This is a genomic window from Pantoea sp. SGAir0215 (assembly GCF_043543215.1).
This window is the reverse complement of record NZ_CP028031.1, coordinates 4,272,594-4,296,166: the sequence shown is the minus strand read 5'-3', so window position 1 is coordinate 4,296,166 and position 23,573 is coordinate 4,272,594. Positions and strand designations below refer to the sequence as shown.

The 23,573-nt window shown below is 53.6% G+C and carries 26 protein-coding genes; 7 read left to right on the top strand and 19 right to left on the bottom strand.

Features of this window, described 5'->3' with window-relative positions:
• Positions 1 to 37: 37 nt before the first annotated feature.
• The 5 genes from C1N64_RS20075 to C1N64_RS20055 all read left to right on the top strand — a co-directional run bounded on the left by C1N64_RS20075 (position 38) and on the right by C1N64_RS20055 (position 7,053).
• Positions 38 to 1,975 carry a methyl-accepting chemotaxis protein gene (locus C1N64_RS20075; RefSeq protein ID WP_311093013.1) on the top strand — a complete coding sequence of 646 codons (1,938 nt, stop codon included), beginning with the start codon at positions 38 to 40 and terminating at the stop codon, positions 1,973 to 1,975.
• Positions 1,976 to 2,844: 869 nt separating this feature from the next.
• A complete protein-coding gene (locus tag C1N64_RS20070) occupies positions 2,845 to 3,213 on the top strand; it encodes a hypothetical protein (RefSeq protein ID WP_264272291.1) in 369 nt (122 codons plus the stop codon).
• 69 nt (positions 3,214 to 3,282) lie between these two features.
• Positions 3,283 to 3,669: a hypothetical protein gene (locus C1N64_RS20065; protein ID WP_394515143.1), complete on the top strand. Its 387-nt coding sequence runs from the start codon at positions 3,283 to 3,285 to the stop codon at positions 3,667 to 3,669.
• A gap of 514 nt (positions 3,670 to 4,183) precedes the next feature.
• A complete protein-coding gene (locus C1N64_RS20060) occupies positions 4,184 to 5,227 on the top strand; it encodes an SIR2 family protein (protein WP_394515142.1) in 1,044 nt (347 codons plus the stop codon).
• Positions 5,224 to 7,053: an ATP-binding protein gene (locus C1N64_RS20055; RefSeq protein ID WP_048280822.1), complete on the top strand. Its 1,830-nt coding sequence runs from the start codon at positions 5,224 to 5,226 to the stop codon at positions 7,051 to 7,053. Before C1N64_RS20060 ends, C1N64_RS20055 begins: the two co-directional genes overlap by 4 nt.
• A gap of 190 nt (positions 7,054 to 7,243) precedes the next feature.
• Here the strand turns inward: C1N64_RS20055 and C1N64_RS20050 are convergent, their stop codons facing one another.
• Genes C1N64_RS20050 through C1N64_RS20000 form a run of 11 tightly spaced genes read right to left on the bottom strand, consistent with a single transcriptional unit; the run spans position 7,244 to position 15,512 of the window.
• Complete coding sequence (locus C1N64_RS20050; RefSeq protein ID WP_394515141.1) at positions 7,244 to 7,648, bottom strand: hypothetical protein; 405 nt, start codon at positions 7,646 to 7,648, stop codon at positions 7,244 to 7,246.
• A gap of 11 nt (positions 7,649 to 7,659) precedes the next feature.
• On the bottom strand, positions 7,660 to 10,464 hold the full coding sequence (locus C1N64_RS20045) for a conjugative transfer ATPase (protein ID WP_394515140.1): 2,805 nt from the start codon (positions 10,462 to 10,464) through the stop codon (positions 7,660 to 7,662).
• Positions 10,465 to 10,878: a TIGR03751 family conjugal transfer lipoprotein gene (locus C1N64_RS20040; RefSeq protein WP_047714167.1), complete on the bottom strand. Its 414-nt coding sequence runs from the start codon at positions 10,876 to 10,878 to the stop codon at positions 10,465 to 10,467.
• Positions 10,868 to 11,140, bottom strand: coding sequence for a DUF7446 family protein (locus tag C1N64_RS20035; RefSeq protein ID WP_394515139.1), 273 nt, complete (start codon positions 11,138 to 11,140; stop codon positions 10,868 to 10,870). Before C1N64_RS20035 ends, C1N64_RS20040 begins: the two co-directional genes overlap by 11 nt.
• Positions 11,140 to 12,663, bottom strand: coding sequence for a TIGR03752 family integrating conjugative element protein (locus C1N64_RS20030; protein WP_394515138.1), 1,524 nt, complete (start codon positions 12,661 to 12,663; stop codon positions 11,140 to 11,142). Before C1N64_RS20030 ends, C1N64_RS20035 begins: the two co-directional genes overlap by 1 nt.
• Positions 12,660 to 13,547 carry a TIGR03749 family integrating conjugative element protein gene (locus C1N64_RS20025; RefSeq protein ID WP_394515520.1) on the bottom strand — a complete coding sequence of 296 codons (888 nt, stop codon included), beginning with the start codon at positions 13,545 to 13,547 and terminating at the stop codon, positions 12,660 to 12,662. Before C1N64_RS20025 ends, C1N64_RS20030 begins: the two co-directional genes overlap by 4 nt.
• Complete coding sequence (locus C1N64_RS20020) at positions 13,547 to 14,206, bottom strand: PFL_4703 family integrating conjugative element protein (RefSeq protein ID WP_019105572.1); 660 nt, start codon at positions 14,204 to 14,206, stop codon at positions 13,547 to 13,549. The genes C1N64_RS20025 and C1N64_RS20020 overlap by 1 nt, the downstream gene beginning before the upstream one ends.
• A complete protein-coding gene (locus C1N64_RS20015; protein ID WP_394515137.1) occupies positions 14,203 to 14,577 on the bottom strand; it encodes a TIGR03750 family conjugal transfer protein in 375 nt (124 codons plus the stop codon). The genes C1N64_RS20020 and C1N64_RS20015 overlap by 4 nt, the downstream gene beginning before the upstream one ends.
• Before the next feature lie 9 nt (positions 14,578 to 14,586).
• Positions 14,587 to 14,946, bottom strand: a complete 360-nt coding sequence (locus C1N64_RS20010) for a TIGR03745 family integrating conjugative element membrane protein (RefSeq protein WP_325993130.1) — start codon at positions 14,944 to 14,946, stop codon at positions 14,587 to 14,589.
• 12 nt (positions 14,947 to 14,958) lie between these two features.
• Positions 14,959 to 15,198 (bottom strand): TIGR03758 family integrating conjugative element protein, encoded by a 240-nt coding sequence (locus tag C1N64_RS20005; RefSeq protein ID WP_019105575.1) that lies wholly within the window; start codon positions 15,196 to 15,198, stop codon positions 14,959 to 14,961.
• Complete coding sequence (locus C1N64_RS20000) at positions 15,195 to 15,512, bottom strand: integrative conjugative element protein, RAQPRD family (protein ID WP_028724159.1); 318 nt, start codon at positions 15,510 to 15,512, stop codon at positions 15,195 to 15,197. The genes C1N64_RS20005 and C1N64_RS20000 overlap by 4 nt, the downstream gene beginning before the upstream one ends.
• A gap of 173 nt (positions 15,513 to 15,685) precedes the next feature.
• On the opposite strand from C1N64_RS20000, the gene C1N64_RS19995 reads away from it, so the two are divergent.
• Together C1N64_RS19995 and C1N64_RS19990 are read left to right on the top strand one after the other, a co-directional pair.
• The gene (locus tag C1N64_RS19995; protein WP_019105577.1) at positions 15,686 to 16,147 is read left to right on the top strand and encodes an STM2901 family protein; all 462 of its coding nucleotides are present in this window, start codon (positions 15,686 to 15,688) and stop codon (positions 16,145 to 16,147) included.
• Entirely contained in the window at positions 16,132 to 16,464 is a 333-nt protein-coding gene (locus tag C1N64_RS19990; protein WP_394515136.1) for a DUF1493 family protein, read from the top strand. Before C1N64_RS19995 ends, C1N64_RS19990 begins: the two co-directional genes overlap by 16 nt.
• 83 nt (positions 16,465 to 16,547) lie before the next feature.
• Here C1N64_RS19990 and C1N64_RS19985 read toward each other — a convergent pair whose 3' ends face one another.
• The 8 genes from C1N64_RS19985 to C1N64_RS19950 are packed head-to-tail and all read right to left on the bottom strand — an operon-like array spanning position 16,548 to position 23,203.
• On the bottom strand, positions 16,548 to 17,309 hold the full coding sequence (locus C1N64_RS19985) for a TIGR03747 family integrating conjugative element membrane protein (RefSeq protein ID WP_394515135.1): 762 nt from the start codon (positions 17,307 to 17,309) through the stop codon (positions 16,548 to 16,550).
• Positions 17,296 to 19,410 carry a type IV conjugative transfer system coupling protein TraD gene (traD, locus tag C1N64_RS19980; RefSeq protein WP_394515134.1) on the bottom strand — a complete coding sequence of 705 codons (2,115 nt, stop codon included), beginning with the start codon at positions 19,408 to 19,410 and terminating at the stop codon, positions 17,296 to 17,298. The genes C1N64_RS19985 and traD overlap by 14 nt, the downstream gene beginning before the upstream one ends.
• A gap of 3 nt (positions 19,411 to 19,413) precedes the next feature.
• Positions 19,414 to 19,872: a hypothetical protein gene (locus C1N64_RS19975; RefSeq protein ID WP_394515133.1), complete on the bottom strand. Its 459-nt coding sequence runs from the start codon at positions 19,870 to 19,872 to the stop codon at positions 19,414 to 19,416.
• 11 nt (positions 19,873 to 19,883) lie between these two features.
• Positions 19,884 to 20,516 (bottom strand): restriction endonuclease, encoded by a 633-nt coding sequence (locus tag C1N64_RS19970; RefSeq protein WP_325993176.1) that lies wholly within the window; start codon positions 20,514 to 20,516, stop codon positions 19,884 to 19,886.
• Positions 20,516 to 21,046 (bottom strand): integrating conjugative element protein, encoded by a 531-nt coding sequence (locus tag C1N64_RS19965; protein ID WP_325993137.1) that lies wholly within the window; start codon positions 21,044 to 21,046, stop codon positions 20,516 to 20,518. The genes C1N64_RS19970 and C1N64_RS19965 overlap by 1 nt, the downstream gene beginning before the upstream one ends.
• On the bottom strand, positions 21,043 to 21,660 hold the full coding sequence (locus C1N64_RS19960; protein WP_394515132.1) for a lysozyme family protein: 618 nt from the start codon (positions 21,658 to 21,660) through the stop codon (positions 21,043 to 21,045). The genes C1N64_RS19965 and C1N64_RS19960 overlap by 4 nt, the downstream gene beginning before the upstream one ends.
• Positions 21,639 to 22,352 carry a TIGR03759 family integrating conjugative element protein gene (locus C1N64_RS19955; RefSeq protein ID WP_325993140.1) on the bottom strand — a complete coding sequence of 238 codons (714 nt, stop codon included), beginning with the start codon at positions 22,350 to 22,352 and terminating at the stop codon, positions 21,639 to 21,641. Before C1N64_RS19955 ends, C1N64_RS19960 begins: the two co-directional genes overlap by 22 nt.
• A gap of 11 nt (positions 22,353 to 22,363) precedes the next feature.
• The gene (locus tag C1N64_RS19950; RefSeq protein WP_394515131.1) at positions 22,364 to 23,203 is read right to left on the bottom strand and encodes a plasmid transfer protein; all 840 of its coding nucleotides are present in this window, start codon (positions 23,201 to 23,203) and stop codon (positions 22,364 to 22,366) included.
• Positions 23,204 to 23,573: the final 370 nt, after the last annotated feature.

Here is a 23,573-nt window from a genome sequence, read left to right as displayed (position 1 = left end):
TTGTCACTATAACGAATTAATTCACCAGGAATTATAAATGAATAAGATTCTTAACAATATAAGTCTTACCGCTAAATTTGCCATTCTGGGCCTGTTTTCCCTTGTCCTGTTCTCAGTTCCTACCATGCTTTTTGTTTCCGAAGGTAATAAATACATTCAGGACAAGCAAAGGGAGGTAACAGGTGTACCCGTAGAAAATAGGATTTTAGCCCTACTCAATTTGATACAGCGCCATCGTGCAGAAACCGCCCTTGCCATTGCAACTAAAAATCCAGCAACACCGTCCCGCGTTCAGGTCAGGGATGAAATTGAAAACATCACTGACATTATTACTAAAGATATGGCCAAGACAGAAGGCAGCGCTGCCATAATCAGCAAAATTAATGATGTGCGCACACAGTGGAGCCAGCTACAGCAGAGAATAGATTCTTCACAACTGACTCTGACAGCCAGTCTTGATGCGCATGCCCTCCTCATCCGCAACCTTTTGAACGCGAACCGTGATGTGCTGGATTTTTACGGCCTTTCTCTCGATTCAGATATCAGCACGTACCGTTTAATTACGAGTAATTTTTCATCATTGCCTGAGCTGACCGAAAGCCTTGGGAAAATACGTGCATTCGGCACTTCCCTTCTTGCCCGAAATGAAAGCATAAGTGAAGCAGACTCTGTCCGTATGGAGTCTTTAATCAGTAATGGTTCGTATAACCTGAATTTATTTGTTCAGGATTCTGAAAAACTATTTTTATCTGATAACAGACTTAAGCAAAAGTTCAGTGCAGATGCAGATGCAGCCGTTCAGGAGGCAAGCAGTGCTCTCAAAACCGCTGAGGCGATTTTTATTAACCGGAGCATGACGAATCAAAACCCGAAGGACTATGCAGCGCTCTTTACGCACGCTATAAACAAATTCAGCGACTACGCCATTGGCGGGGGTAATGAACTGAATGAAATGCTGAATGGGCAGATTAAGGAACACCGGTATGCACAATATGCACTACTGACCGTTCTTGTTTTTATCGTCCTGCTGGCAGTAATTTTTGCTCTGGTTATTATTCGCTCCGTTACCAGACCTGTCAGTGCAGCCTCAAAGCTTGCGCTTGAAGTCGCAGGTGGTGACCTTACGTCAACATTTACGGTGACAGGACGTAATGAAACTGCCGGGCTGCTCAAGGCATTACTGCAAATGAGTCAGCGACTTACACTTACGGTTGAAAACATCAAAAGCAACGCTGTCACTATTGCTACCTCATCTGAAGAAATTGCTCGCGGAAATGGTGATCTTTCTGCGCGAACTGAACAACAGGCAGCCTCTCTGGCTGAGACTGCGGCCAGTATGGAGCAGTTATCGTCAATTATCGGCAATAATGCAGATAACACGCGCCATGCTGCTGAAATGGCCAACTCCGCTACCAGTGCGGCCTTAAGAGGCGGTGAGGCGATGGAGTCAGTACTGGATTCAATGGAAAAAATAAGCAACAGTGCGGGGCAGATTAAAGAAATCATCTCCGTTATTGACGGGATAGCGTTTCAGACGAATATTCTTGCTTTAAATGCAGCCGTTGAAGCTGCCCGGGCAGGTGAGCACGGCAAGGGCTTTGCTGTTGTTGCATCTGAAGTCAGGGCACTGGCACAGCGATCGGCTGGAGCGGCGAAGGAGATCAAAGGACTGATTGAGCAGTCAGTTGAGCATGCCGAACAGGGAATTTCGATGGCCCGGGATGCCGGTGAAAAAGTTAAGCAAAGCGTGGAAGCTATTGAGCAAACATCTCAATTAGTCAGAGAGATTTCATCTTCTTCTGAAGAACAAAGTGCGGGCATATCTCAGATAAATATTGCGGTGACACAGATGGATCAGGTTACGCAGCAGAATGCCGTACTGGTTGAAGAGTCTGCATCATCTGCTGATGAACTTGCAAGCCGGGCCGCAAGCCTGAGGGATGCTGTCAGCGTATTCCGCACAAACGCTGTATAATTGGTTCAAATACTTTGGTTGTGTGCCATTTAATGCGGCAACATTTTTACAAAACTGCGTCTGTATTTGCATTTGATAAGCCATCTTCAGGGATGGCTTATCTCATTTAAAACCATGATAAATTTATACTTTTGCACTTAAAGGCCCGGTGGACTAATTAAACGCCTGTTGAAATATTTGGCATTACCCCCCAATTGCCCATATGAGCTACGCTCATAACATCCGTTATGCAACCTGCAACGCGTTCCTCTTTAAAGTTGTTTCTATTGCAGATGGCCTTCATAATTCCTCTCGTGCCGGACGGCGCGTTACACCTTCCCCCTGGGGCGCTGTTCTGCACTCGCGCCATCCGGCCATTCAGTCAAATCTCTTACTACGCAGTTTCATAAATCAGACTTCAAATTTGAAAATGGCGATATGCAGAAAATCATTAGATGCGGGGTTAGCTGCATAGAGGCGCTGACCTGCTCCCGGTAAACTAACATTCCATGATGCAAGCAACGTCCGCTTTTGGCACAAAGCGGACAGGCTGACTGAGCTGGACGTCCGCTATGAGCGAGGAACGGACGTTCGCTTTCGGGTAACCTAACTCATATGCCAGAGGATCTCTAAGAGATAATGGGTCGTTTAAGCGTGGCACTTACAGTATCAACGCCTCCGCACCCGACAACGTCTTGACTGCTGCAGATTCACTGAATGTGACCTTTATCTTCATTTTGCGTGCAGCAAAATAAAGTTTTTGACTTACGAAAATCGTCGATTCGACTTAATTATACTAAGGGTTTTATGCTGGCTTTTCATTGTGGGATACACTAAATTAGTGAGATGAGAATTTATCTAACTGTCATTAACATAAGTAGGAATTAAAAATGGCTAATAGCGAAATTGTTCCGTTTTCTGAAATTGTTACAAGCAAAATAGACCTCAATCAAGCTGTAGCTCAAGGTCAAGAGATGACTGATACTCTTAAAAAAATGGGTATCAAAGAAGCGACATTTGATAGTGGAGCTTACTATAAACATGATCACGAATCGCAGACCACTACTCTTGCAGCTGATGGAATCTTGATGCGGCAGAGCCCCCACACTACAACAGTTATTTTCCGTAACGAAGGAAGTACTGAACAACAAGCTTTAGAGGAGCTTAATGCTGGTTCTCTGACACAAAAAACCTTAGGTGCATTCTCTGGAGTCTCTCAACAGAGAGCGTCTGAGCTACTCCAAATTGAAAAAGAATAATTATAAATAGGTTAGTATCGGCAGTTTTCTGCCGTTACTAGGAGTATTTACTCAAAATTAGGGAGTATTATGGGATTCAATGACCAGCCCAAAAATCTGAAAAAATCCATTAACGATAAATATAACAGAAGGGTAAAGTCACTTTCTCGGCATCTCGAGGATTTTATTTATCATGCAGAAATGAAACTAGATGAATCTATTTCTGGAAGGATTTATCGCAGGAGCGAGATTGAGTCAATTGTTGAGAAAGTAAAAGAATTGGTGGCTATCCTTCCGGTTTCAGATGAACCTCCTTCAATTAATTTTGATATTCTTGAAATCATTGAGAATGCAACAGAAGAAACTCAGCGCATTTTATTAGAAGGACAAAAATTCCTCGACAACCTCTCTCCTGAAGAATTGGCAGAAATGATATCAACATTCCAACAAAATAAAAAAGATAGTGAATCTGAGTGATAACCCAGTTTAATACGATATGAATCTAAGTCTAAACTATCAAAAAAAGCAGATAGTGAACTTAAATAGATATTATGAGAAGCCCCGAGTTTGCGTGGCTTCCTTTATCTATGTGGTCAACCTACAGACACCCAATGAAATAAATCCTTTCATTTCATTGCGTTGAAGTGTTTAAATAAACTCCATCGGGAGCCTTTTCTGTTTGAAGATCTGCTCCCCGTTGATTAATACATCGTGATGTCACCAATGTCCGCTCTTGGCACAGAGCGGACCTGCGTGCTTGGAAAGGTCTGCTATGAGCGAGAAGCGGACCTTGCAACTTTGTTGGCGCACTTTTAAGACCTATTTTTGAGGATAGTTAGAAAGCTTGTGGCACAAAGGGTCTACTCCTCGTGTGTACTTTTGCTCAAGAAGGAATCATAACAGTCGCCTGAAGAAGTGATTTCAAAGTGTTGAACCCAGCGTTAAGATTAAATAACTTACAGATAAATCCAATGTTTTATGGAAGGATAAGATGGCAGTTAAGCGCGCATACTACGGTAACGATAGTGACCGAGACTACTTTGAGCGGGTATTTCAGTCAGCTAACATCAACTTTCTCATCGGTTCTGGTGCATCCCTCCCTGCGATTCAAGTACTGGGGACAATCGAAACGGACCTTCAGCAGCTTATTAATGATGAGCAGGAAGAAGAATACTTCAGGATGGGCACTGACTTTTTGTCAGCTGTTTGGCTTCCTCATGAATGCATGCTGCAGCGCGGCCACGGTGCCCCCTTCGCTCCTCAGGTGATCACCAATTTAGAATGTACCCGTAAGAATTATGATGCATTTATGTCTTCACTGGAGAAGATACTGACTCGACGCCGGACTGGCCTACTTCCGAGGCGTATTAACGTTTTTACGACTAATTATGATTTGTTCATTGAAGAAGCAGCAATTCGTAATAATAACATACTTTTCAATGATGGTTTTAATAGAAGAACAAATGTCTGGGGAGATCAGGAATTTGATGCGGGCAGCTTTAACCATTCGGTAAGTGCAACTGGGAATCTGTATAATTATAAAGTTGAACTCCCTACTGTTAACCTTATAAAACTTCATGGTTCGCTCTCTTGGAAACATTCTAAAGGAAAGATTATTTATCGTATTGCAGATATTAAACCGCTTAACTTTCCCACCCCAGCCGAAATGAAAGAATGGGTACTTGCTCATACACTTATTCTTCCACGCAAGGAGAAGTTTAAAGAGACTCTACTACAGAACGTTTATTATGATTTACTGAGAACCTATTCCAATGAGCTTGATAAAGAAGCAACCCTACTAATTGTCTTTGGGTTCTCGTTTGCTGATGAGCACCTTGAAACAATAACTAAAAAAGCCTTACGCAACGCTACCCTAAAACTGCTGATTTTTGCTTACGATGAGGCCAGTGTTAGCGGATTTATGGAGAGATTTCGAGATTACTCAAACGTAGAGGTTATTTATCGCCCGGGAGGAAATGTTGATTTCTCGGTAATGAATAACATTATCACGTGCTATCTGGGAGGCTCGAGATGAGCAGGCATTTTACTGAAGAGGAAGCGGTGCTCCGTATAGGCGAAGTCTGCGAGGTTTCTGGACGCGCTGTGACCATTTTGGTAGATAAAAACAAAAATCTCAGTGATTTATTTTATCATGGGAAAGTTCTAAGAAATGTATCAGTGGGTAGCTTCATTGAAATAAAAAAAGGTTTCATGAGCCTGATCGGCAAGGTTGAAGCGGAACGAGTCATTGAGGAAAAACATTTCGGTGGGAGCGGCAGTGATGCTTGGCGATATCGGCGATACCTGACATCAACTCTGACGGGTTACATTGATCGTACTGGTTGCTTCATTGGTGGCTCGCGTGAACTACCTCTCATCGGCAATGAAGCCTTCGTAGTGACTGAAGAGATGATACATACGGTACATCAGATAGCTGATGCAGACGAAACTGTAATGAGGTTTACTCGTACAGACCTTGAAGATATTGAGATTGCACTACCAATCAATGGCCTTATTAATTCCCACATTGCAATTTTCGGTAATACTGGTAGCGGAAAGTCAAACACTCTAGCCGCGCTATACAAAGCAGGTACTGCCCAAGTTAAACATATTCTCGGCAACCATTTTAGGGAAAGATGTAAATTTATTCTATTTGATTTTAATGGAGAGTATACCGCCCCACAATGCATTACTAACGAAAAGACGGTTTATAATCTCAACACGCATCATGCAGGTGGTGACAAACTTCCTTTACCCAGAGAGGTTCTGCTTGAGCATGATATGCTCTCCGTTCTAACCGATGCAACAGACAAAACACAGAAACCATTTCTGAAGCGAGTTCTTGAATTTCGCAAGAAGGTGATGACCTCTGACAATCCTCTTGAGTTTATACGTAATATCCTGAAGAAAAGAGTTAGGCAGAATCTATTTAGTGGGGATAAGCCCAAATGCGATGCTATAAATCAATTTTTCAGTCCAATTTTTAATGATGACCCTGAACTTATATCTGATCTTGAGTATCATTCAACTGCATATAAATGGAAATTGAGGACTGGTATCATATTCAATGCTGAGGCTGATACGGAGCGCTCCTATCTATTTACTCTAGCAAGCAATTTTTTATTTAAAAATGATATGATTGAAGATCTGTTGGATTTTATGTACTTACAGTTAATTCAGGAATATTTATCCAACAAGTCTAACCCTGAACATATTTCACCAGTTATAAACAGAATGAGTGCAAACCGTAAAGACATAGCCAAAATTTTTGACACTTCAGGACAGTTTGATTTTTGGGGGGAATATAATTTCACGGTTTTGAATCTAAACATGGTTAATATAACCATGAAGAAAACGCTTCCTCTTTTGATAGCCAAGTGGGCTTACAATATGAAGAAAATGTCTACCGAGACATCTACACTGCACATCATTATAGATGAAGCCCACAATATTTTGTCTAATACTTCTTTTCGAGAAACAGAAAGTTGGAAAGATTATCGTCTGGAAACCTTTGAGGAAATCATAAAGGAGGGGAGGAAATTTGGAGTTTTCATCACAATTTCCAGCCAACGCCCTAATGATATATCGTCGACAATTATATCACAAGCACATAATTATTTCATTCATCGCCTTATTAATCAGAATGATCTCTACGCAATTGAAAAATCGGTATCATATATAGACCGTCTGACTGAAGAGTCGATCCCCACACTATCTACAGGAACATGTATTTTTAGTGGTGTTGTCTGTCCCATGCCGCTCAAATTAAGAGTAGCTGAACTTCCAACTGAAGAGAAACCTAAGAGTAATACTATTTCCTTCAACGATTTAATACCTGAGAGGCAGGGAGATGATGACTAGAGCGGCTACGTAGTAACTAGTCTCGCTAATTAACAAGGTCCTGAAGTGGTAACATCCGCTCTTGGCACAAAGCAGACATGCCAGTAGTTGTTGGAATCGTAATGCACGCGGGCTCTATGCCGCCCGCACCCGCAGCCTCCGTTCCCGCCCGACACCACACACCGGTGCCGGGCGATAACGGAGGGCCGGTTTAATGACACATATCCGCTTCTGTCGCGCGGTCTATCTCCTTTAGCACCCACAGCATATCGGTCGCATCCGGCACACAGATATTCCAGCGGATGCCGGTTCTGTAATCCCCCTCGGTTGGCCATAGCGTATTGCCCGTGACGGTGATAAGAATATCCAGCGCCCTGTTATTGGCACCGGAGAGATGCACGGCAGTGCAGCTGCGGCGCCCGACGCGATGCGGATAGACAGATACCAGCAAGGGATGTTCAAGGCGCTGTCCTATCTCCTCCCGGAGCTGCACGATGGCACGGTTATCCGTCTCACCGACCGATGCCTGCCCCTGCGGCGGGACGGTAAAAATGACAGTGGCGATTAAAGCCTTGTCCTGGACAACCAGTGGCGGCGCCATGGTCAGTTTTTTCATAAAATCCCCTGTCAGTGAATAAGACCACGGCTCTCGTCAAGACGACGCGCAACATGGTAAACGGCCTCAAGTTCCGTACATTTAAATTCACTCATGATGGCCCGGCGTTCTGCTTTCTCTTCTTTTTCCGTCATGCCCAGCGCCAGGTAGAGGCTCGGCGGTACGGCCCTGAACAGCGCCTGCACCTTACGCGAGAGAATGACCCCCTCAGTGTATTTGCGCGGCAGTTTTGTGGCAGAGAGCAGCATTGCTTTTTGCTCATCATTAAGCGTCTTGAAGCGGGCAATCTGCTCAACCTCTTCAGGCGGCATAACCAGACATATCCACCACTCGGCCATGTTCAGCATCTTTTTCGACGTATCAGGGAAGTCGGCAAGGTTCTGGGTAAAAATCCAAAGCCAGGTGCCCAGCTTTCGCCACATTTTGGCGATTTTGGTGGCATAGGGTCCCAGCAGTGGGTTGGTGGTGACAATATGTCCCTCATCAATGGGCACGATGATGTCACGGTCAAGATACTGATCGCGCTCGGCGATATTATTGATGGTGTTAAGCAGAGAAATCACTGCCACGGCCATTTGCGCCTCGTACCCTTCGCGGGCAAGCTGCCCCAGGTCCACGATCGTGACATCGGCTTCAGGCCAGGGGGTGCCCGGACGGTTGAACAGTTCGCCCTCAAAGCCTTCCGTGAACATGCGCAGTGCCTCTGACATCTCCTCGGCGCGTGCGCGGCGGGCCGGCGTACGTTTCTCGCGGCCGTCGTCGCCCAGGCTGACGTCATGAGCAATGTCCTGTAGCGCAAACATCAGGTCCTCGGGCAGCATCTGGCGGGAATCAGCATAAGCCTTACGGGCGGCATTCATGATGGCTTCGCGGATCATGCCACGGTCGGCACGCGTCATTCTGGACTCTTCAGAGGCTTCACCACCGGTAATCATCAGGCGGGCAGCAATCTCCATTTCCCCCAGAACGTCACGCTCACCGTCTTCATCATCCTCATCGTCTGCATCTGTATCCGGCAGGTCGTCCTCACTGATGATCAACGCTTCGGGCTTCACATCCAGTAACAGGTGCGAGTCACCAAAGGGTGCCAGCGACACGACCTTGCCGGGCTTGATGCTGACGCGGTGAACGCTGAGGCCCAGCGACGCACAGTAGTCACCATAGAGGCCAAAGCTGTTCCCCGCCTCAATCAGGAAAATACGCGATCGATAGATGGCCACCATTTGAGACAGCTTGTCGACCGCCGTGGCTGACTTGCCGGCACCGGTCGGGCCAAACAGCAACAGGTGCGCGTTCTGGGTGCGATCCGCTTTATTCAGCGGGTCGACAGACAGCGGACCGCCGCCCCGGTTAAAAAAGGTGAGACCGTGATGGCCGGTGCCGGTGTCACGCCCGTAAACCGGTGACAGGCAGGCAAAGTGCTGAACAAACATCAGGCGCGTGTACCAGTTGTGGCGGTCAAGCTGCGGGTTAAAGCACATCGGCAGCGCCCGCATGTAGGTGCTGAGCGGACCGATATCGTGTTCCGGATTAACCGGCTCCAGCCCGCAGTTCAGAAGCTTACTGCTGAGGTCAAGGTAGCGTTTGCTCAGGGCGTCCTCATCCTGCCCCTTTATCAGCAGGGTAATGGCCGCCCGGTAAAGCTTGTGCTTGTTACCCAGGAACGTGCGGGCCGTGGCGGCATCTTCACGCGCACGCAGCGAATCGACGTTCTCTCCCATCGAGTTGCGGCTCAGGCTGGCAAAATTCGCCTCCAGTTTGTCCTGAGGCTGCACAACCAGCGTCATGGCCAGCACGGTGCCTTCCGGCAGCAGATCCATAATGGCGTTGATGTTGTCACCGCGCTTTACCTCGCCGGTGAGGTGTCCTGTCTGCGGGCGGTTACGAAGTCGGGCGACCGGCACCGCTTTGTGCGCGACGTTATCAAACCACCATATACCCTTGTCCGCATCGCTGCGGGGGCGGGTGAACCACAGGCTTTCGCTGAAGTCATTGAGCAGAGGAAGGTCCCCGGGCGCGTCATCGCGGTGACGGGCACAGCGGTAAAGCGTGGCCTTGTCTGTCCACTGCGGGGCCGGGTTGAACCATCGCAGCAGCCAGCTGTGTATCTGCTCACCGTTCTGGCGCACGGAACGAATGCCGGCACCGCTCATTGCCGAGGTCAGACGGTCGCAGACCTGATTCAGTAAAACTTCCGGCGCCATCGGGTCGCGGTAAGGCTTTTCCACCCAGCGGTAAACCACCATGCGCGTGCGACGGATCTGCCCGCGCCAGGGTGCACCTGTCACGGTTTCATCCACAAACAGGCCTTTTTCAGCGGCCACGTTCTTCAGATGCCGCTCCTGTTCGTTCAGCCAGGCCTCGGTGAAAGCCGTCCCCTGTGCCCGGGGTCTGACGTAGCCCCGGATGGAATCCATATACGCCGACAGATCGGAATCGTCCTGACAGAAGCACTGTACCACCCACTGGTGTGAGTCCAGTTCAGGAATGCTGTCCTGCAGCGCATTTTCAACCACGTCACGGATTTCTTCCAGGCGCGATTCGGGACGGCCTTCAGTGCCGACCGGATTGATCTCATAAACTGCTCCCACAGAAACGCCATCATCGAGCAGGATGCACTGGTGTTCGGGAAGGTATTCCCCCCAGGGAACGTGGTCGATAATGGAGGGACCGGTGGCATACAGGCCTGATTCATCGGCATGCGTCAGCCGGCCGTCACGGGTGATCGGCTCATGGCCTTCAACTGAGAACGGCCCCTGACCGTGCTGATGTTCAGTCTGCGTTTCAGGGCTGCGGCGAAAAAGACGAAAGGCCATTTACAGCGCCTCCGTGCGTTCGCCGGGCAGCGCATACTGTACCTGGCTGTAAAACGGGAACACAGTGCTGTAGCCCGGCACCGGCGTATTGCCGTCGGCCAGATGCGGAAACACATACATCACCATATCCGGATTGGGCAGTCGCGGAAACGTCTGCTGAATTTCATTTTCCTGAGTGCGGCTGTAGCTGTCCCGGGTCTGCTGTCCGATCGTACGCTCACTGTCGGAGACCGGGCGGCGCAGCGTGGTGCGGCTTTCAGCGGTGGCGTGGGTGGTGGACGCGCCGTTGTTCCAGAGCTCCAGCATGGTGCTGTCACCCGGCGGCAGCATCTCATCTTTAGAGGTACTGCAGCCGCTCAGCATCAGGGCAACTGTCCCGCTCAGAATGAGCAAAATTAAGGCATTATTCTTCATCATCAGCCTCCAGCGTGTGCATCTCAGAAATGACTGCTGAAAGGCGCAGGATGCGACCGTCCGCTTGCTTCATGAGAACATCGGTATCTTCACGGACCAGCTTCTGCGCGACGGCCAGCATGGCAAATTCTGTTACGTCATGCGGTTCAGCTTCCCACTTGCCAGTATCACGCCGGACGAAGCCGGCATACAGTCGGCCACTTAGAGGGGTATAACCCACGCGGTACTCAAGCTCATTGCTGTCTTTACTTTGGCTGTTCATCAGTCCATCCCCGTACCTGAGCCTGCCAGGCTGAAGTCATACTTCACCTTACGGCCTTTTTCTTCATAGTCGATCGCCAGCTGGCGGGTAATGTGCAGCGCCACGGTCTGACCCGGTGGCACGTATATCGCGTCAAACGTCTGGCCATAACGCTGTTTTACCCAGTCCACGGTTTCTTTCATGCTCCCGGACAGCGATTTACCCAGCACGGCCTGTCCCGCATCACCGGTCAGGGTCTGCGTCACGCCGCCCATGGCGTTGGTCTGGCCCGTCATCTGGTTCTGTGAAAGGGCATCGCCGGCAGCGGCAGCGCCGGCCAGCAGGCTGATAGTCGGCAGATAGGTAGAGGCGTTGCTTTTACGGGTGCCGGAGATGCAGGGAATGCCGTTGTCATCCGACAGCCAGCCAATGCTGCTATTGCCGTTTCCGCTGCTGTTCTGTGAATTCTGATTGTTACCGCTGGCGTTCTGACTGTCCGGCGACGGCAGCGTGCGCACCGTGCCGTCCGCGAACACAAACGTGATGCTGGTAATGGACCCCCGCACGCAGGACAGCGTCCAGTCACCGGTCGCCGTTCCGGATACGATGGCCCCCTGTACGTCCGGCAGCTCGATGCCGTTGGCTGTCAGGTTGTCTTTGCCTAACATAACCTTGAACGGGTATGGATCAGTGACTTTGCCGTCAATGGGAACGCGGCCAAGCAGTGCCGTCATGGCGCGACTGCCGACCAGCGTGGAGTTCTCCGGCAGCGTAAACACCGGATCGACGGGTTTCACCGCATCCGGCACGGCCTGGCTGACGGCTGTGGAAACCGCTGCGCCGGCCTGCTTACCGGCGTCACCCGCTTCACCGAATGACGAGGCAAACGAGAAGCCGGTCGCGCTGTTTTTATTGCTGTCATTCACGGGTTTGCCGCTGGCATCCACCGGGAGTCCGTCTTTAGGTTCGACCCACTGCAGGCCATCTGAGGCAGGGGCTGACATCGCGACGCTGCCACTGGTGCCGTTGTCATAGCCCAGACCAATCGGAATGTCGCTACCGGTTGCACTGCTTTTGTCAGGCGTTGCGGCATTTTTGTTTTTCAGTTGCTCAAGCATCTGACCGACCTGCGAACTGAGGTCGGAAACCTGTGCGCTGAGCTTTGCCCGCTTGTCAGCCTCGTCAGCACGGGCGTTGGCCACGGCCTCGTTAATTTGAGCATCCACGTTGCTGTTGGTCTTTTTCAGCTCCGTGTTTTCCTCGTTAAGTTTTTTGTTGTCACTGGCGAGCGTATCGAGGCGGTCCTGAACGCGGCGAAAGTTGCCCACTATCGTGCGCAGGGTGTCCTGCGGCGTGTCGCCTTCAACGCCCAGTGCCTTGAGATCATCAGGCGACAGGTCTTTCAGCGCTGCATTGGTGGTTTTTTGCGTCGACGCCGTTTTTTCCTTTGAATCCGAGCAGGATTTAACGCCCACAACGATGGCGGCGGTCAGCACCACCGGCACCGCAATTTTCACTATCAGGTTTGTGCCGGGCTGGCTCATTTCTTCGCCCTCCGTGCCGTTTTGGGCAGAACCGTGACGGGTTCAGCGATAAACGCGCCCTCAGGGCGTCCCTGAATGACCAGGTACACGACCGTTGTGTCTTCAGGCGTGCCGGCACGACCCAGCCAGCGGTGCTGAAAGGTCGCCGTCTCGAACTGTCCCTGCAGCTCTCGCGGGTCGAGGACCACCTTGTCGGCAGAGCGGTTACGCACCTGCAGCGCCACCACGCTGTCGCCCAGCAGGCTCCAGGCCGCCATCGGCGTGACCGACACGGGCTCGCCGGGCATCAGCGTGGTAATGGACGAGGGCAGCTTCAGCGACACGGGGCTGATACCCGGCACCGGCTCCACGGTGCGGACCGGACCGTACAGGCTCTGTGCGGCATAGCGGGTGAGCACCACCGGCAGCGGGGCGCTGAGTTTTGGTGTTTTGTGTGCTGGCGCAGCGTCAGTACCCGACTCCGGAGACGGACTTTTTTTGCTGCTGCCGGCATCACCGCTCACCGACTGTCTGTCACTGGCCGTTGCAGTGGCCACCTCACCGTCATAGACCAGCTTTACCGGTTCGCGCGTCACCTTGCCGGGCACGGCGCTGACGTCAAGCAGGATGACTTCGCCGTTTTCCTTGTTCTGCAGCTCGATGCGCGTTACCGGAAAGGAATCTCTGGCATCGAAGTACACCGCGCCGCCGGTGCTCTGAATGCGCACTTTGCCGTTTAGGGACGGCGGGAATCCCACGCGCACGTTTTTATTCACAAACACGATGCGCTCCTGGCCGACGGTGAGCGGTATCTGCAGCGGAATGCGCTCCCACTTCATGAGCTCAACCGCCTGCGTCAGGCCAGAGACCATCAGCAGGCACAGCAGTATCAGAGGACGTTTCATCACTGGAAGACTCCTGATTTTTTCTCCGGCTCTGGCTGCGGCATGGCTTCGAGCTGCTGCGGCGTGGAGTCATAGCAGTCAAGCGCCAGACCAAACGGGTTGCGGGCCGGATCACCTTCCCAGCGCACGACTTTGAGGGGGTAGCGAACAAGCGCCCTCTTGACCTTCTCGGCGTGGTAATACTCGTCAGCTACCAGGTCGAGCCGAACCACCCAGCGATCGTCACTCAGGATGTCAACACTGCTGTCGCTGTAGCCGCGACGGGGGATTTCATACACCACGCGCACGCGGTCCTTGAGTTCGCCGCTGTTTTTACGAAACTCATAGTCCCTGTTCAGGAAATCCTGACAGGACGGCGTCAGGTAAGGACTGAGCTGGGCAATCTTCGCCGAATAGTCCACCTCACCGTTGGTCGGCCAGGCGTTGAGCTGCTGGAAGATATAAAACGCGAAGGCATAAACCGTTGAGGGCGGAATAACCCACCATTTCTGCGTGCTGCCGGAGCGCAGGTCGGGGGGAATGTGGATGGTCATGTCCGAGGGCGCACGCATCCAGCCAACTGACGTCACCAGCATGCCGGCGAACAGCAGCACGCAGGCAATCCTCAGGGAAAAGATGTGGTTATCACGCGCCGTGATACCGTTACGAAACCGGCTCATAAACCCCTCCTCAAAGCCCGCGCGGACGTGCGCTGCAGCTCCCAGGCGCGGCTGGCCAGAATCATCGAGCGCGACAGGCCAAGGCGGCAGCGGATTTGTTCCAGCCGCTGCCAGATGTAGTTCTCAGGCTTGCCGCGCTTGTAGGCAGCAATCCAGTTCCCGCCGAAAAACACAGTAAGAATCGGCATCAGCAACATGCAGGTCGGGAATGCCAGCCAGCCGACGTGGGGCACCAGGCAAAGCGGTACGCCCAGTGGAATGCCCACCAGGCTGCCCGTACCTGCCGCAAGCAGAAACTCGCTGGCGGTAAATCCCCGGTACACCACGGGCGGGTAATTGAGCCGGTCGGGGAGAAAGTCGATAACGGCCATCACTGCTCCTCAGAGAATGTCTGCTGCCTGTGTCGCAAGGAAAATCACCACCAGGATGAGGATGATGCCGACGACGCTGTAAAGAATAAGTTCGGTCCAGGTGCCCTTACCTTTACGGACATCGTGAAACGAAGTAATGACGGCGTGTGCAACAGCCAGGAAAGCAGAGACGGTTACAAGAAGACCAAAACCCAAACCGGCCATTTTTACGTAGCCCATCCAGGTGTTCCATATCCCACCTCCGCCGCCCGTTGTCGGTTGCTGAACGGAAGGCAACCCGGCTCGCGCCTGACCGTCAGAAAGCAGAAAAATGAGCAGCGTGGCACGCAGTCGTGCGGCACGGCAGAACCTGATAAAACGGAGTTTCATTGCGGTGTCCTTTCAGTTAAAAAAGAAAAACAGGGTCAGCAGCCACAGGAGCGCCAGACGGATGAACGTTTCGGTAAACTGCCGAAAAGTCACCGTCTTAGACGCGAGGCCCCGGTACGCCTGAACCAGCGCCCAGGCAGAGAACAGCAGGATTACGATGGCGAGCGCGCTCAGGATCAGAATGTTCAGTTGGGAAGGAGTGAGGCCGCCACCGGTGCCTGCCGCCCAGCCGGAGGTCTGAGCGCCGTTCATCGCCACGCGGGCTCCTGCGCACGGTACTGCCCGCTCACCGACGCTGAGCCGGTGTTAGGCTGTGCCCGGGACGGTTCGAGGTAGGTGGAAATACCCTGTTTCATGGTGGCGATATCGCGGGTTGCCTGCTGATAGTCGAAGTAAAAGCGGGCATCCTGATTCTGGTTCGCCACCACGCGGGCGCGGTCAAGGCCCGCCTGGACCTGATCCAGCTGGCGCATCACCAGCGCGAGCTCGTCCTTTTCGGAGGCATGACACGCCACGGCCGGCATGACGCAGACGAGGAGTGCAATGAAAGGGGGTAAACGGCGCATGTACGGCTCTCCCGGGTATCAGATGAGGGTGAGAGTGCCGCAACCGCGACCGCCTGACAGCAGTAAAATCTTTATGGATTTCTGAAAATAAAAGCGGATTGTTTCTGGCAGAAACCGCACCGGCTGGGCGATTATTAATCAAACAAAGCATTCATATCCGGAGCTGAAGGCACATGGACACGACCGAAGAGCTTAATGGCACCTATTTCTATGGCGGGTACAGCAACGTTACCCATGTCCAGTTGTTCTGGCTTGTGGGCGTTCAGGTGGTGAGTGAGCATCTCGGACTCGCGGCGACAGACGCGGCACTGGTTCTGGCAGGACAACCTCTTATTCCCACCCGCGCAAAACCCGGTAGCGCAACCAAAGGCACGTCAGTCGCCTCTCTGGCTTCCCGATACCTGCTGAATTACCGTTTTCCAAAAGGCATGTTACTGCCGACACTCAACGGCAAAACCATCAGTCAACTGCACGTTAGCTGGACCAACCATCTGGGTGCGTTCGTTGGCCGGAATGTGCCGTGGCTGGGCTGGATAATGACGTTTACCACGGTCTACAACATCTTTAACGATATCCGCAGCACCTACAACCGGGTTGCCCGGCCGGAACACCGCATCCAATGGACCTATTTTTAATGGACACGCTGAGCGAAGAAATCATTACCTTTGTGAGAGATAACTATGCCCGCCGCCGGTTTATCTTCTGGGGTCAGCGTCACCCCGTCACGCCTGAAACCAGCCTCCGGGATGACCTGAAGCTCACTATAGAGACGGCAGGCGCGTTGATGCATGAGTATTTTGAGCGCTGGAACGTTGAAAGCCTGGGCTTTGATATCAGGAATTACGTCCATCCGGAACTGCCAGGAACAGGGGATATACCGGACCCTCATAAGCCGCTGACGGTCAGCATGCTGATCGACTCTGCACGGGCCGGCCGCTGGCTCTTTCCCTGAACAGCGCCCGTCTCAGATGCCCGGATAAAAAAAGGCCTGCAGCAGCGCAGGCCCTCCGGGCACATTCCCCGCAAGCACACATATCACAGATACTTTTTGAACGACGCCGTCACAACAGCCAGTACGCCACCAACCAGCAGCGCAGAGGGCAGCAAAAACAGATTTGGCCAGACTGCTGTCGGCCATGCCAGGTACAGCATGCAGGGGCCGTACAGTGCCGGCTTGATGAAGCGTTTGGCGTGGTGATAGACAAAGCTCGACTCGTAGCCTGCCCCGTAGCGACGCAGGTCGCGCCTGACCAGCCCCTCCACAATGCCGGTGATGATGACCAGCCCGAACAGCGGGATGCTGAGAAACAGGATCATCACGCGGATAAAGAAAATCAGCGTCACCCAGAGCGTGGCCTGCAGGTATTCTCCCAGCCAGCTGATGAGGGATGCGCCAAAACCGTTCAGGGACGGAATGAGGCCGCTCCCTTTCTGACTCGTTTCCCTGAATGAGGCCAGCCAGTGACTGAATCCGCTGTCCACAAACAGCCAGTACCAGGCGGCCTGAACCCAGCGGGTGATGGTTTCCACCGGTGTGGCCATCAGCAGACTTCGGGTATACCCCGAAGACAGCCAGTGGCTTTCGGCCAGCATTACCTGATAGCTGTGCGTGGCACCATCGTCCGGCCAGAGGAACGTCATGCACGCATATTCAACACCCAGGCTGACGAACAACGAACCGATCAGGATGCCGATGATGCTCAGCGGCAGGTCCCACAGCAGCAATGTAAAAGGACCCGGGTGTCTGTGTCTCGCTGGAGCGCTCTGTCGTGCGTTCCCGCCGTCATTCTGGGACATGAAGGCCTCCCGGAATACCGGCGTCGCCACCCGTCCACCAGGATTCGCCGCTGTGGTAATTCTTCTCCATCGTGTCAGCCAGCTGCTTCAGACTCGCCGGCATAAAGCGGTCGTTGTCGTCGCTGACCGGCAGCGGCATACGGATTTTCCACAACCTTCCGCCTTCCAGCAGGGCAAAGGCCTGACCTTTCGGCAGATTGATGATGTCAGACGGACTTATCATCGGCACCTTAACCAGCGTCACCTGATCGTTAACGTTACTGTTGAAGTCCGTGCCTTCACCAGGGCGGGAGACGTCGGTTACCCCGGACGTCAGGGTTTTCTGGTAGACCCCCACTTCAGGTAACTGGTCGGTCATCAGCATGGCCGTGTTTTTTTCGCGAACCCGGAGCATGACCAGTGAGTTAAAGTTACCGATGACCTGGCTGGCTTTGGCCGCATTCCCGATGCGGGCCTCAATGTCGGACAGAGTCTGCGTGTAGGCTGTAACCTGAAAGCCGGCACCGCCGCCCTTGTTGATGAGCGGAATAAATTCGTCCCCCATCAGCTCGTTAAATTCGTCGCAGTGCAGGTTGATGACGGCCTTGCCGGCTTTTTTGTCACCCTCATCGCCCAGACCAAACTTATAGATGTGGCCACCTTCAGAGACCAGGTCGGCAAACATGCTGTTACCCACGGCGGCGGCCACAACCGGATCAGACAGCGCATCAAGGCCGACGTAGACCACACCGCGTGACTTGATGATGTTGTGCCAGTCGAGTATAGGTCGCGGATCGCTGAGGTCGTTGTAATCGGGCGCCAGCAGCGCGGCCGTCTTACCCGTGGTGAGTTTTTCCAGCAGCGGCAGCAGCGAGGCCACGATTTTGTCGAAGTACGTACGGTCGTACTGCACCGCACTACGAAGCCCATCGAGGACCGGGTCCCAGAGTGTTTTACCCTGAGGGCTGGCCAGCACCTGCTCAGACGCCCATATTTTTATGCCGTTCGGGCGTCCCTGCAGGTGGCGTGGCAGGTCTTTTTCTTTGATGCCTGCCTGCATCAGTGCCTCCAGACTGCCCATCAGCGCCGGTGCCTTCCCGCTCAAAAGGTTATCGACATAGGTCTCATACAACTCGCCGATATTGGTGACGTAGCGCAGAATCAGGTTGTAATCCGGACGCTGGCCAAGCGCGACCAGCGCACGGGTGATTATGTTAACGAAACGCCAGGCAAACTCGCGGAAGGCGGCGGCGTTGCCCTCACTGGAGAGCTGACCCGCGACGCGCGACGCCACCTCGGAAATGCGACTGAAGCGGCCCACGGCATTGTAGCGGGCGCTGATGTCCGGCCACCCCAGGTGGAACACCCAGAAATTATCCTGACGGCCGGCGCGGTGCGACTCTGCATACATGCGCCGGAGCAGGTCTGCGTCACCTTTGGGGTCGAAAACGATAACCACCTCAAATTCACCGGCGGCATTGCGCCGGCGGATATCCTGCGTAATAAGCAGCTCCGCCAGTCGGGTTTTACCGACGCGTGTAGTGCCCATGACCAGCATATGGCCTACGCGCTCGCCCAGGTCAGACATAACGTTGACCTCAGCAGGCTCAACCCCGTGATAAACGGAACTTCCGCCGACCGGCGGCAGCGGCCGGAACGGATTTAAGGCAGAGTCGGCCGAAGTCAACCGGCACAGCCACGGCAGGCTGTACTCCATCTTTTTTTCCAGCTCGCGAGCCAGGCGGTACATGACCGAGGGCTGGACGTAAATTTCGCATTCCGGGCAGCGGGCCTCCATCAGCCGCTGCGTATGGCGGGGAGACCACTGAAAACCTTTACCGAGAAACAGGTGCCGACGACTGACCGGTATCTGATCACTGGTTAGCGCATAGCGAGGAAGGCGGCGTATGTTACGGCGGTAGCGCAGTATTTTTAATCCCTGAGAAGTGCGCTTCAGCGCCAGCACGCCAAAGCCCGCAGCCGTCACCCAACTGACCGACGGCGCCAGCGCAACAGACCAGGGCGCCGTCAGACAGATGAATGTGGCGCTTCCGGCCACGGTTGCCGAGTACATCTCGACGGCAGGACGGAGCAGCGACTCCATGACATAACGATCGCTCATGGCTCAGTCTCTTTGCTTGTCTTTTACATCACCACCGCAACCCGACCCGCCATGAACGATTTCCCGTTTTGATAAACGATCGCGCATTCTCGTAAATTCACGGTTATATTCGCGACGCAAAAAAAGCAGCATGTCGATCTGGAGACTCAGCAGGATTAACACCGGCCACATCTCAGGAAGCTGATGGATTACCTTTAACAGCCCGCTGCAGGCGCTACTCAGGGTAAACACCGGACTGGCAAACAAAAGAACAGGAACCGCAATTATGAGGATGGTCAGGACTGCGGACAGGAACATCAATGGCCAGAGGAACACGGGCTTCAGCAGGTACATAAACAGCAGTAATATATAATTCAGCAGGCTAAGTAAAAGGAGGAACAGGGATTTAAATGCACGGCCTGCGTTCAGTGACTGCAGCACGTTAATGGCAGCGACCGGCACGGTCCTGATGAAAATACGCATAACAGACGACCTCATTGGCGGGATGAAGGGGCCCTGAAACCAGACTGCAGCTCCAGGTAATGAACGTTGTCATGAAAATCCAGCCAGCGCCTGTCGCCGGCAAGCAGCTGAAGCAGGCGCTGGCCACTGATGAGAATAACTAACGGGCAGCGCCTGAAAGCATCATGGCTGCTCAGGCCGGTGCGACCGGTATGAATAAACAGTCCCCGGGACTGTTCCTGAACGGCCAGCAGACCGAAGGCGGCAACGTGCTGTGCATTGATGGTGGCGCCGTAGCGCTTCGCCTGAATCAGCCAGCGCTGGCCGGCTATCCAGACCTGACCGTCCATACCGCCGTCACCGCTGTAACTGGCATTGCGTTTGATACGAAATCCCTGGCGGGATAATGCTGTCAGCAACATCTCCTCAAACACATAGGGATTCATTTTCCGCAGCCAGACCATGCGGGCAGCGTCGTCACGCAGCTGTGGCAGGCGGGAGAGTGCTGATGAGGCGCGTTTCTGATAACGGCGGTGTCGACGATCGCTGGCGCTCCTGAGACAGAAAGGCGAAAGCAGACACACCAGAACGAGGGCCAGCGCCACAGCAACCCCGACCTGAACAGGATTCGCCCTTATCAGCTCTGCAATAACAGACACAGGAATCACTGTGACAGCCCCTTTTCAGTAATCAGCACGGGGTAATGAACCAGGTGCAGACGGCGGGCAAGGTCACCGCCGCTGACCGGCACCATTTCAGTGGACGGCGCCAGCGCACGAAGCGCGCTCAGAGCAGCCGCGTCTTTCACGCTCACGACCATGCCTGTGGCATGCATCTGACCGAGCGCTGCCGCATGCTGTGAAAGCCACTGTCTGGACAGGCTGTCGTCACCCACAACAAACACCGGCGGCATGCCTGAAAGCGCAAGCGGCTGAGGGGTTACTGGCCCCGGGCTCATTTCCGGCGTGCTGACGGGCAGCATGTCGGATATGGACAGCGACTCTGGCGGTGCTGCAGGCACGGAGGGTGCACCGGCAACAGCATCTTTATCAGCGTTGATAGCATCAAAGTACGGCGCTGTGGGCTCACCGCCCAGGTCACCGACCACAACCAGCGCCGCGCTGGCCCCCGTGACAACGGAGAGCAGGCACGCGCTGAACAGAGCATTAAGGATAAAGCAGTTTCGTTTCATCATTTCGGTTCGATCCAGGTAAGGGTGTTACTGGCGAGCTCGACCGGCGTGACAGACTGTGCACCGGTTGACACCGGGGCAATCTGGCCAAGCTTGCGGCGGACGATAGCGATGTAGGTCTGCGCCTCTTTACCGCCGGCCGGATGGTGATAACAGCCGGCCGCGTTTAACCAGCTGCCGGGACGCGCTTCGTAACAGGCCCTCAGTATGCGGGCGGCGGCACGGAGGTTGAGATACGGGTCAAAGGCGTCGCGGTAGGTCGAAAAAAAATGTCCGTTCCAGCCCAGGTTGACCTGCGCCACGCCGACATCGATGTTCTTCAGTGGCCAGCGCTGCATGAACCCCAGCAGCGCGGTAAAGGCCGCTTCACGCGTTTCATAGTGATAACCCCGGCCGGCGACGTTGATGGTCCACGGCCAGGGTTTTGTACCCCATGCGGTTTTTCGGGTGCTCTCCGCCATAGCCAGCGAATACAGCGACTCCGCCGGCACTCGCTCTGCTGCCGCTATCTGCCGGTAGGCATCCGGAATAACCTGACCTCTGTCAGCCGCACTGCTGGCGCAGCTCACCAGGCAGAGCACGGCAGCGGCCCGTTTCAGTACGCCGCGACCTGCCATCCGGTCTCCCCCTGCTGCAGAATGACCGGCATCTGCCCCATGCCGTACCTGAACCACAGGCCATTGTCGTGATTAAGCGTTATCTGACGGCTGCGGACTTTTTCCACCGGAATGTTATGCTTAACCGCCCAGGCCCGCAGGCCGTCATCGCTGTCGATGCCGACCAGATACAGGTCGACGGGGCGGTTATCAGCCAGAACGGCGGCAAGGCGCGCATCACAGCGTGAGCAGTTCTCCTTCAGGAACAGCGCCAGGCGACCCTGCGTGTCGTGCGCAATGCCGGCCGCGTTGGCGCCCATGTTTACCGCCAGCGTTTCCGGATAGAGGCGAAGCCAGGCCGCGTTAACGTCACGCTGAAAAGCCAGCTCCTTCTCGGTTCGCTGATATTCGTGTTTTACCCACAACTCAGCCAGGCGGCGACGTTCCGCGCTGTTATCGGTTTCCACACCGAGCGCCGTAAGCGGGTCCAGACCCGGTGACATGATCCCGCGCTCGCCCTTCATCAGCGTCTGATAACGGCTCCAGTCGCTGTCAGACAACCCCCACTGCCAGGCCTGCTGCTGAGTGCTCAGACTGGAAGAGGTGTTTTCCTGAAGCGGTGCCACACGGCTGTTCACTGCCGGGGTCTGCGCGGTGGATGCCAGCGCCCAGAAAGGCAGTAAGATGAGAACTGCGGTCAGTGTTTTTTTCATGAGTTGTCCTTTTACTGAACCTGAAGACGAACGGCACTGCCGTTAACGCTGAACAGCGCCGCGTTGCCCTCAAGCGCACGCAGGGTCCAGCCCATAAAGCCGTCCCCGGGTGAGAGCAGGCGCATTGAGGAAATCACGGTGACGCCACGGGGAATGACGACGGCGAAGGTCTGGCCTCCGCGACGTTCGATGCCGGTCAGCTCAAACGGTGCAGCCGGCATCACCGCGTGCCGGACTGACCGTTTAGCCTTTTTTGGCGAGGAAACCGCCTTCTGAGACGGCTGCGGTGATGCCTTTTCAGGCTCAGGGGCTTTGGGTGCCGCCACGGCCTGCTGTTTCAGCACCTCAATGACCGAAGCCGACGTCTGAACCGTCTGGCTGAGCTGCCCCAGCTGCTGCTGCAGCTGCTGTACAGACTGCTGATCGCTGAGGCCGGCATCGCTGAGCTGACTCACGCGGGTGCTGAGTTTCATCTGTTCAGTCGACAGCGAGGTGATTTTGTCCTGCACGGGTGCAAGCGCTGATACCTGCTTTTCCAGCGTTTTCAGCTTTTCCTGCATGATGGTAACGTTCGAAGACAGCTGGCCAATCTCGCCGCTGCGGAAAGCGGCATCCAGGGTATTAACCCGGATAGTCAGGTTCGACACACGTACAAGCAGGACCGCAGAAGCCGTCAGGGTGCCGAGGAGAGCGATAACGAGAATAGCCGCACCACCCTGACGCAACCGTCGCCGTAGGTCGGGCGGGCGTTTTTCTGGGGCTGGCGAAGAAACAACGGGCTCATCTGTTGTGACGCTGGCCCCCGATACGGGGGCAACCAGTTCATCAGGTGAGGCATGGGAAAGTGACATCGGTGAATTCCTTATGGCTGCACAGCAGAACGGCCATAAGGTGCAAAATTAACGCAGCACTGGCGATGATTAACTCATCAGCCGCTTTCAAAGATTTATGAATCCGTTACAGGCTACTCAGGAGATTTAAATAGGACTGACGCAGCTTTACGGAATTTTTTGCACGATAGCTCCGGTTGTTCAACAGCGAGGAGGAAAACACATGAAAGCGGGATTCCGTTTTGCAGCTCTGTGTATGTTCGCCACCTTCACCGCAATGGCCAGAGACATTCCGCATGTAAAGCCGCTGCCCTGGCACCGCAGCGGCTATACCGGCCATTCGGGTATAGCCGACACGGCTGAAACACCCGACGAGCACATCAGAGAAGAG

Bases quoted from the DNA above. Each gene is read 5' to 3' on its own strand.
- C1N64_RS20075 (WP_311093013.1), top strand. From the start codon at position 38: ATGAATAAGATTCTTAACAATATAAGTCTTACCGCTAAATTTGCCATT.
- C1N64_RS20070 (WP_264272291.1), top strand. From the start codon at position 2,845: ATGGCTAATAGCGAAATTGTTCCGTTTTCTGAAATTGTTACAAGCAAA.
- C1N64_RS20065 (WP_394515143.1), top strand. From the start codon at position 3,283: ATGGGATTCAATGACCAGCCCAAAAATCTGAAAAAATCCATTAACGAT.
- C1N64_RS20060 (WP_394515142.1), top strand. From the start codon at position 4,184: ATGGCAGTTAAGCGCGCATACTACGGTAACGATAGTGACCGAGACTAC.
- C1N64_RS20055 (WP_048280822.1), top strand. From the start codon at position 5,224: ATGAGCAGGCATTTTACTGAAGAGGAAGCGGTGCTCCGTATAGGCGAA.
- C1N64_RS20050 (WP_394515141.1), bottom strand. From the start codon at position 7,648: ATGAAAAAACTGACCATGGCGCCGCCACTGGTTGTCCAGGACAAGGCT.
- C1N64_RS20045 (WP_394515140.1), bottom strand. From the start codon at position 10,464: ATGGCCTTTCGTCTTTTTCGCCGCAGCCCTGAAACGCAGACTGAACAT.
- C1N64_RS20040 (WP_047714167.1), bottom strand. From the start codon at position 10,878: ATGAAGAATAATGCCTTAATTTTGCTCATTCTGAGCGGGACAGTTGCC.
- C1N64_RS20035 (WP_394515139.1), bottom strand. From the start codon at position 11,140: ATGAACAGCCAAAGTAAAGACAGCAATGAGCTTGAGTACCGCGTGGGT.
- C1N64_RS20030 (WP_394515138.1), bottom strand. From the start codon at position 12,663: ATGAGCCAGCCCGGCACAAACCTGATAGTGAAAATTGCGGTGCCGGTG.
- C1N64_RS20025 (WP_394515520.1), bottom strand. From the start codon at position 13,547: ATGAAACGTCCTCTGATACTGCTGTGCCTGCTGATGGTCTCTGGCCTG.
- C1N64_RS20020 (WP_019105572.1), bottom strand. From the start codon at position 14,206: ATGAGCCGGTTTCGTAACGGTATCACGGCGCGTGATAACCACATCTTT.
- C1N64_RS20015 (WP_394515137.1), bottom strand. From the start codon at position 14,577: ATGGCCGTTATCGACTTTCTCCCCGACCGGCTCAATTACCCGCCCGTG.
- C1N64_RS20010 (WP_325993130.1), bottom strand. From the start codon at position 14,946: ATGAAACTCCGTTTTATCAGGTTCTGCCGTGCCGCACGACTGCGTGCC.
- C1N64_RS20005 (WP_019105575.1), bottom strand. From the start codon at position 15,198: ATGAACGGCGCTCAGACCTCCGGCTGGGCGGCAGGCACCGGTGGCGGC.
- C1N64_RS20000 (WP_028724159.1), bottom strand. From the start codon at position 15,512: ATGCGCCGTTTACCCCCTTTCATTGCACTCCTCGTCTGCGTCATGCCG.
- C1N64_RS19995 (WP_019105577.1), top strand. From the start codon at position 15,686: ATGGACACGACCGAAGAGCTTAATGGCACCTATTTCTATGGCGGGTAC.
- C1N64_RS19990 (WP_394515136.1), top strand. From the start codon at position 16,132: ATGGACCTATTTTTAATGGACACGCTGAGCGAAGAAATCATTACCTTT.
- C1N64_RS19985 (WP_394515135.1), bottom strand. From the start codon at position 17,309: ATGTCCCAGAATGACGGCGGGAACGCACGACAGAGCGCTCCAGCGAGA.
- traD (WP_394515134.1), bottom strand. From the start codon at position 19,410: ATGAGCGATCGTTATGTCATGGAGTCGCTGCTCCGTCCTGCCGTCGAG.
- C1N64_RS19975 (WP_394515133.1), bottom strand. From the start codon at position 19,872: ATGCGTATTTTCATCAGGACCGTGCCGGTCGCTGCCATTAACGTGCTG.
- C1N64_RS19965 (WP_325993137.1), bottom strand. From the start codon at position 21,046: ATGATGAAACGAAACTGCTTTATCCTTAATGCTCTGTTCAGCGCGTGC.
- C1N64_RS19960 (WP_394515132.1), bottom strand. From the start codon at position 21,660: ATGGCAGGTCGCGGCGTACTGAAACGGGCCGCTGCCGTGCTCTGCCTG.
- C1N64_RS19955 (WP_325993140.1), bottom strand. From the start codon at position 22,352: ATGAAAAAAACACTGACCGCAGTTCTCATCTTACTGCCTTTCTGGGCG.
- C1N64_RS19950 (WP_394515131.1), bottom strand. From the start codon at position 23,203: ATGTCACTTTCCCATGCCTCACCTGATGAACTGGTTGCCCCCGTATCG.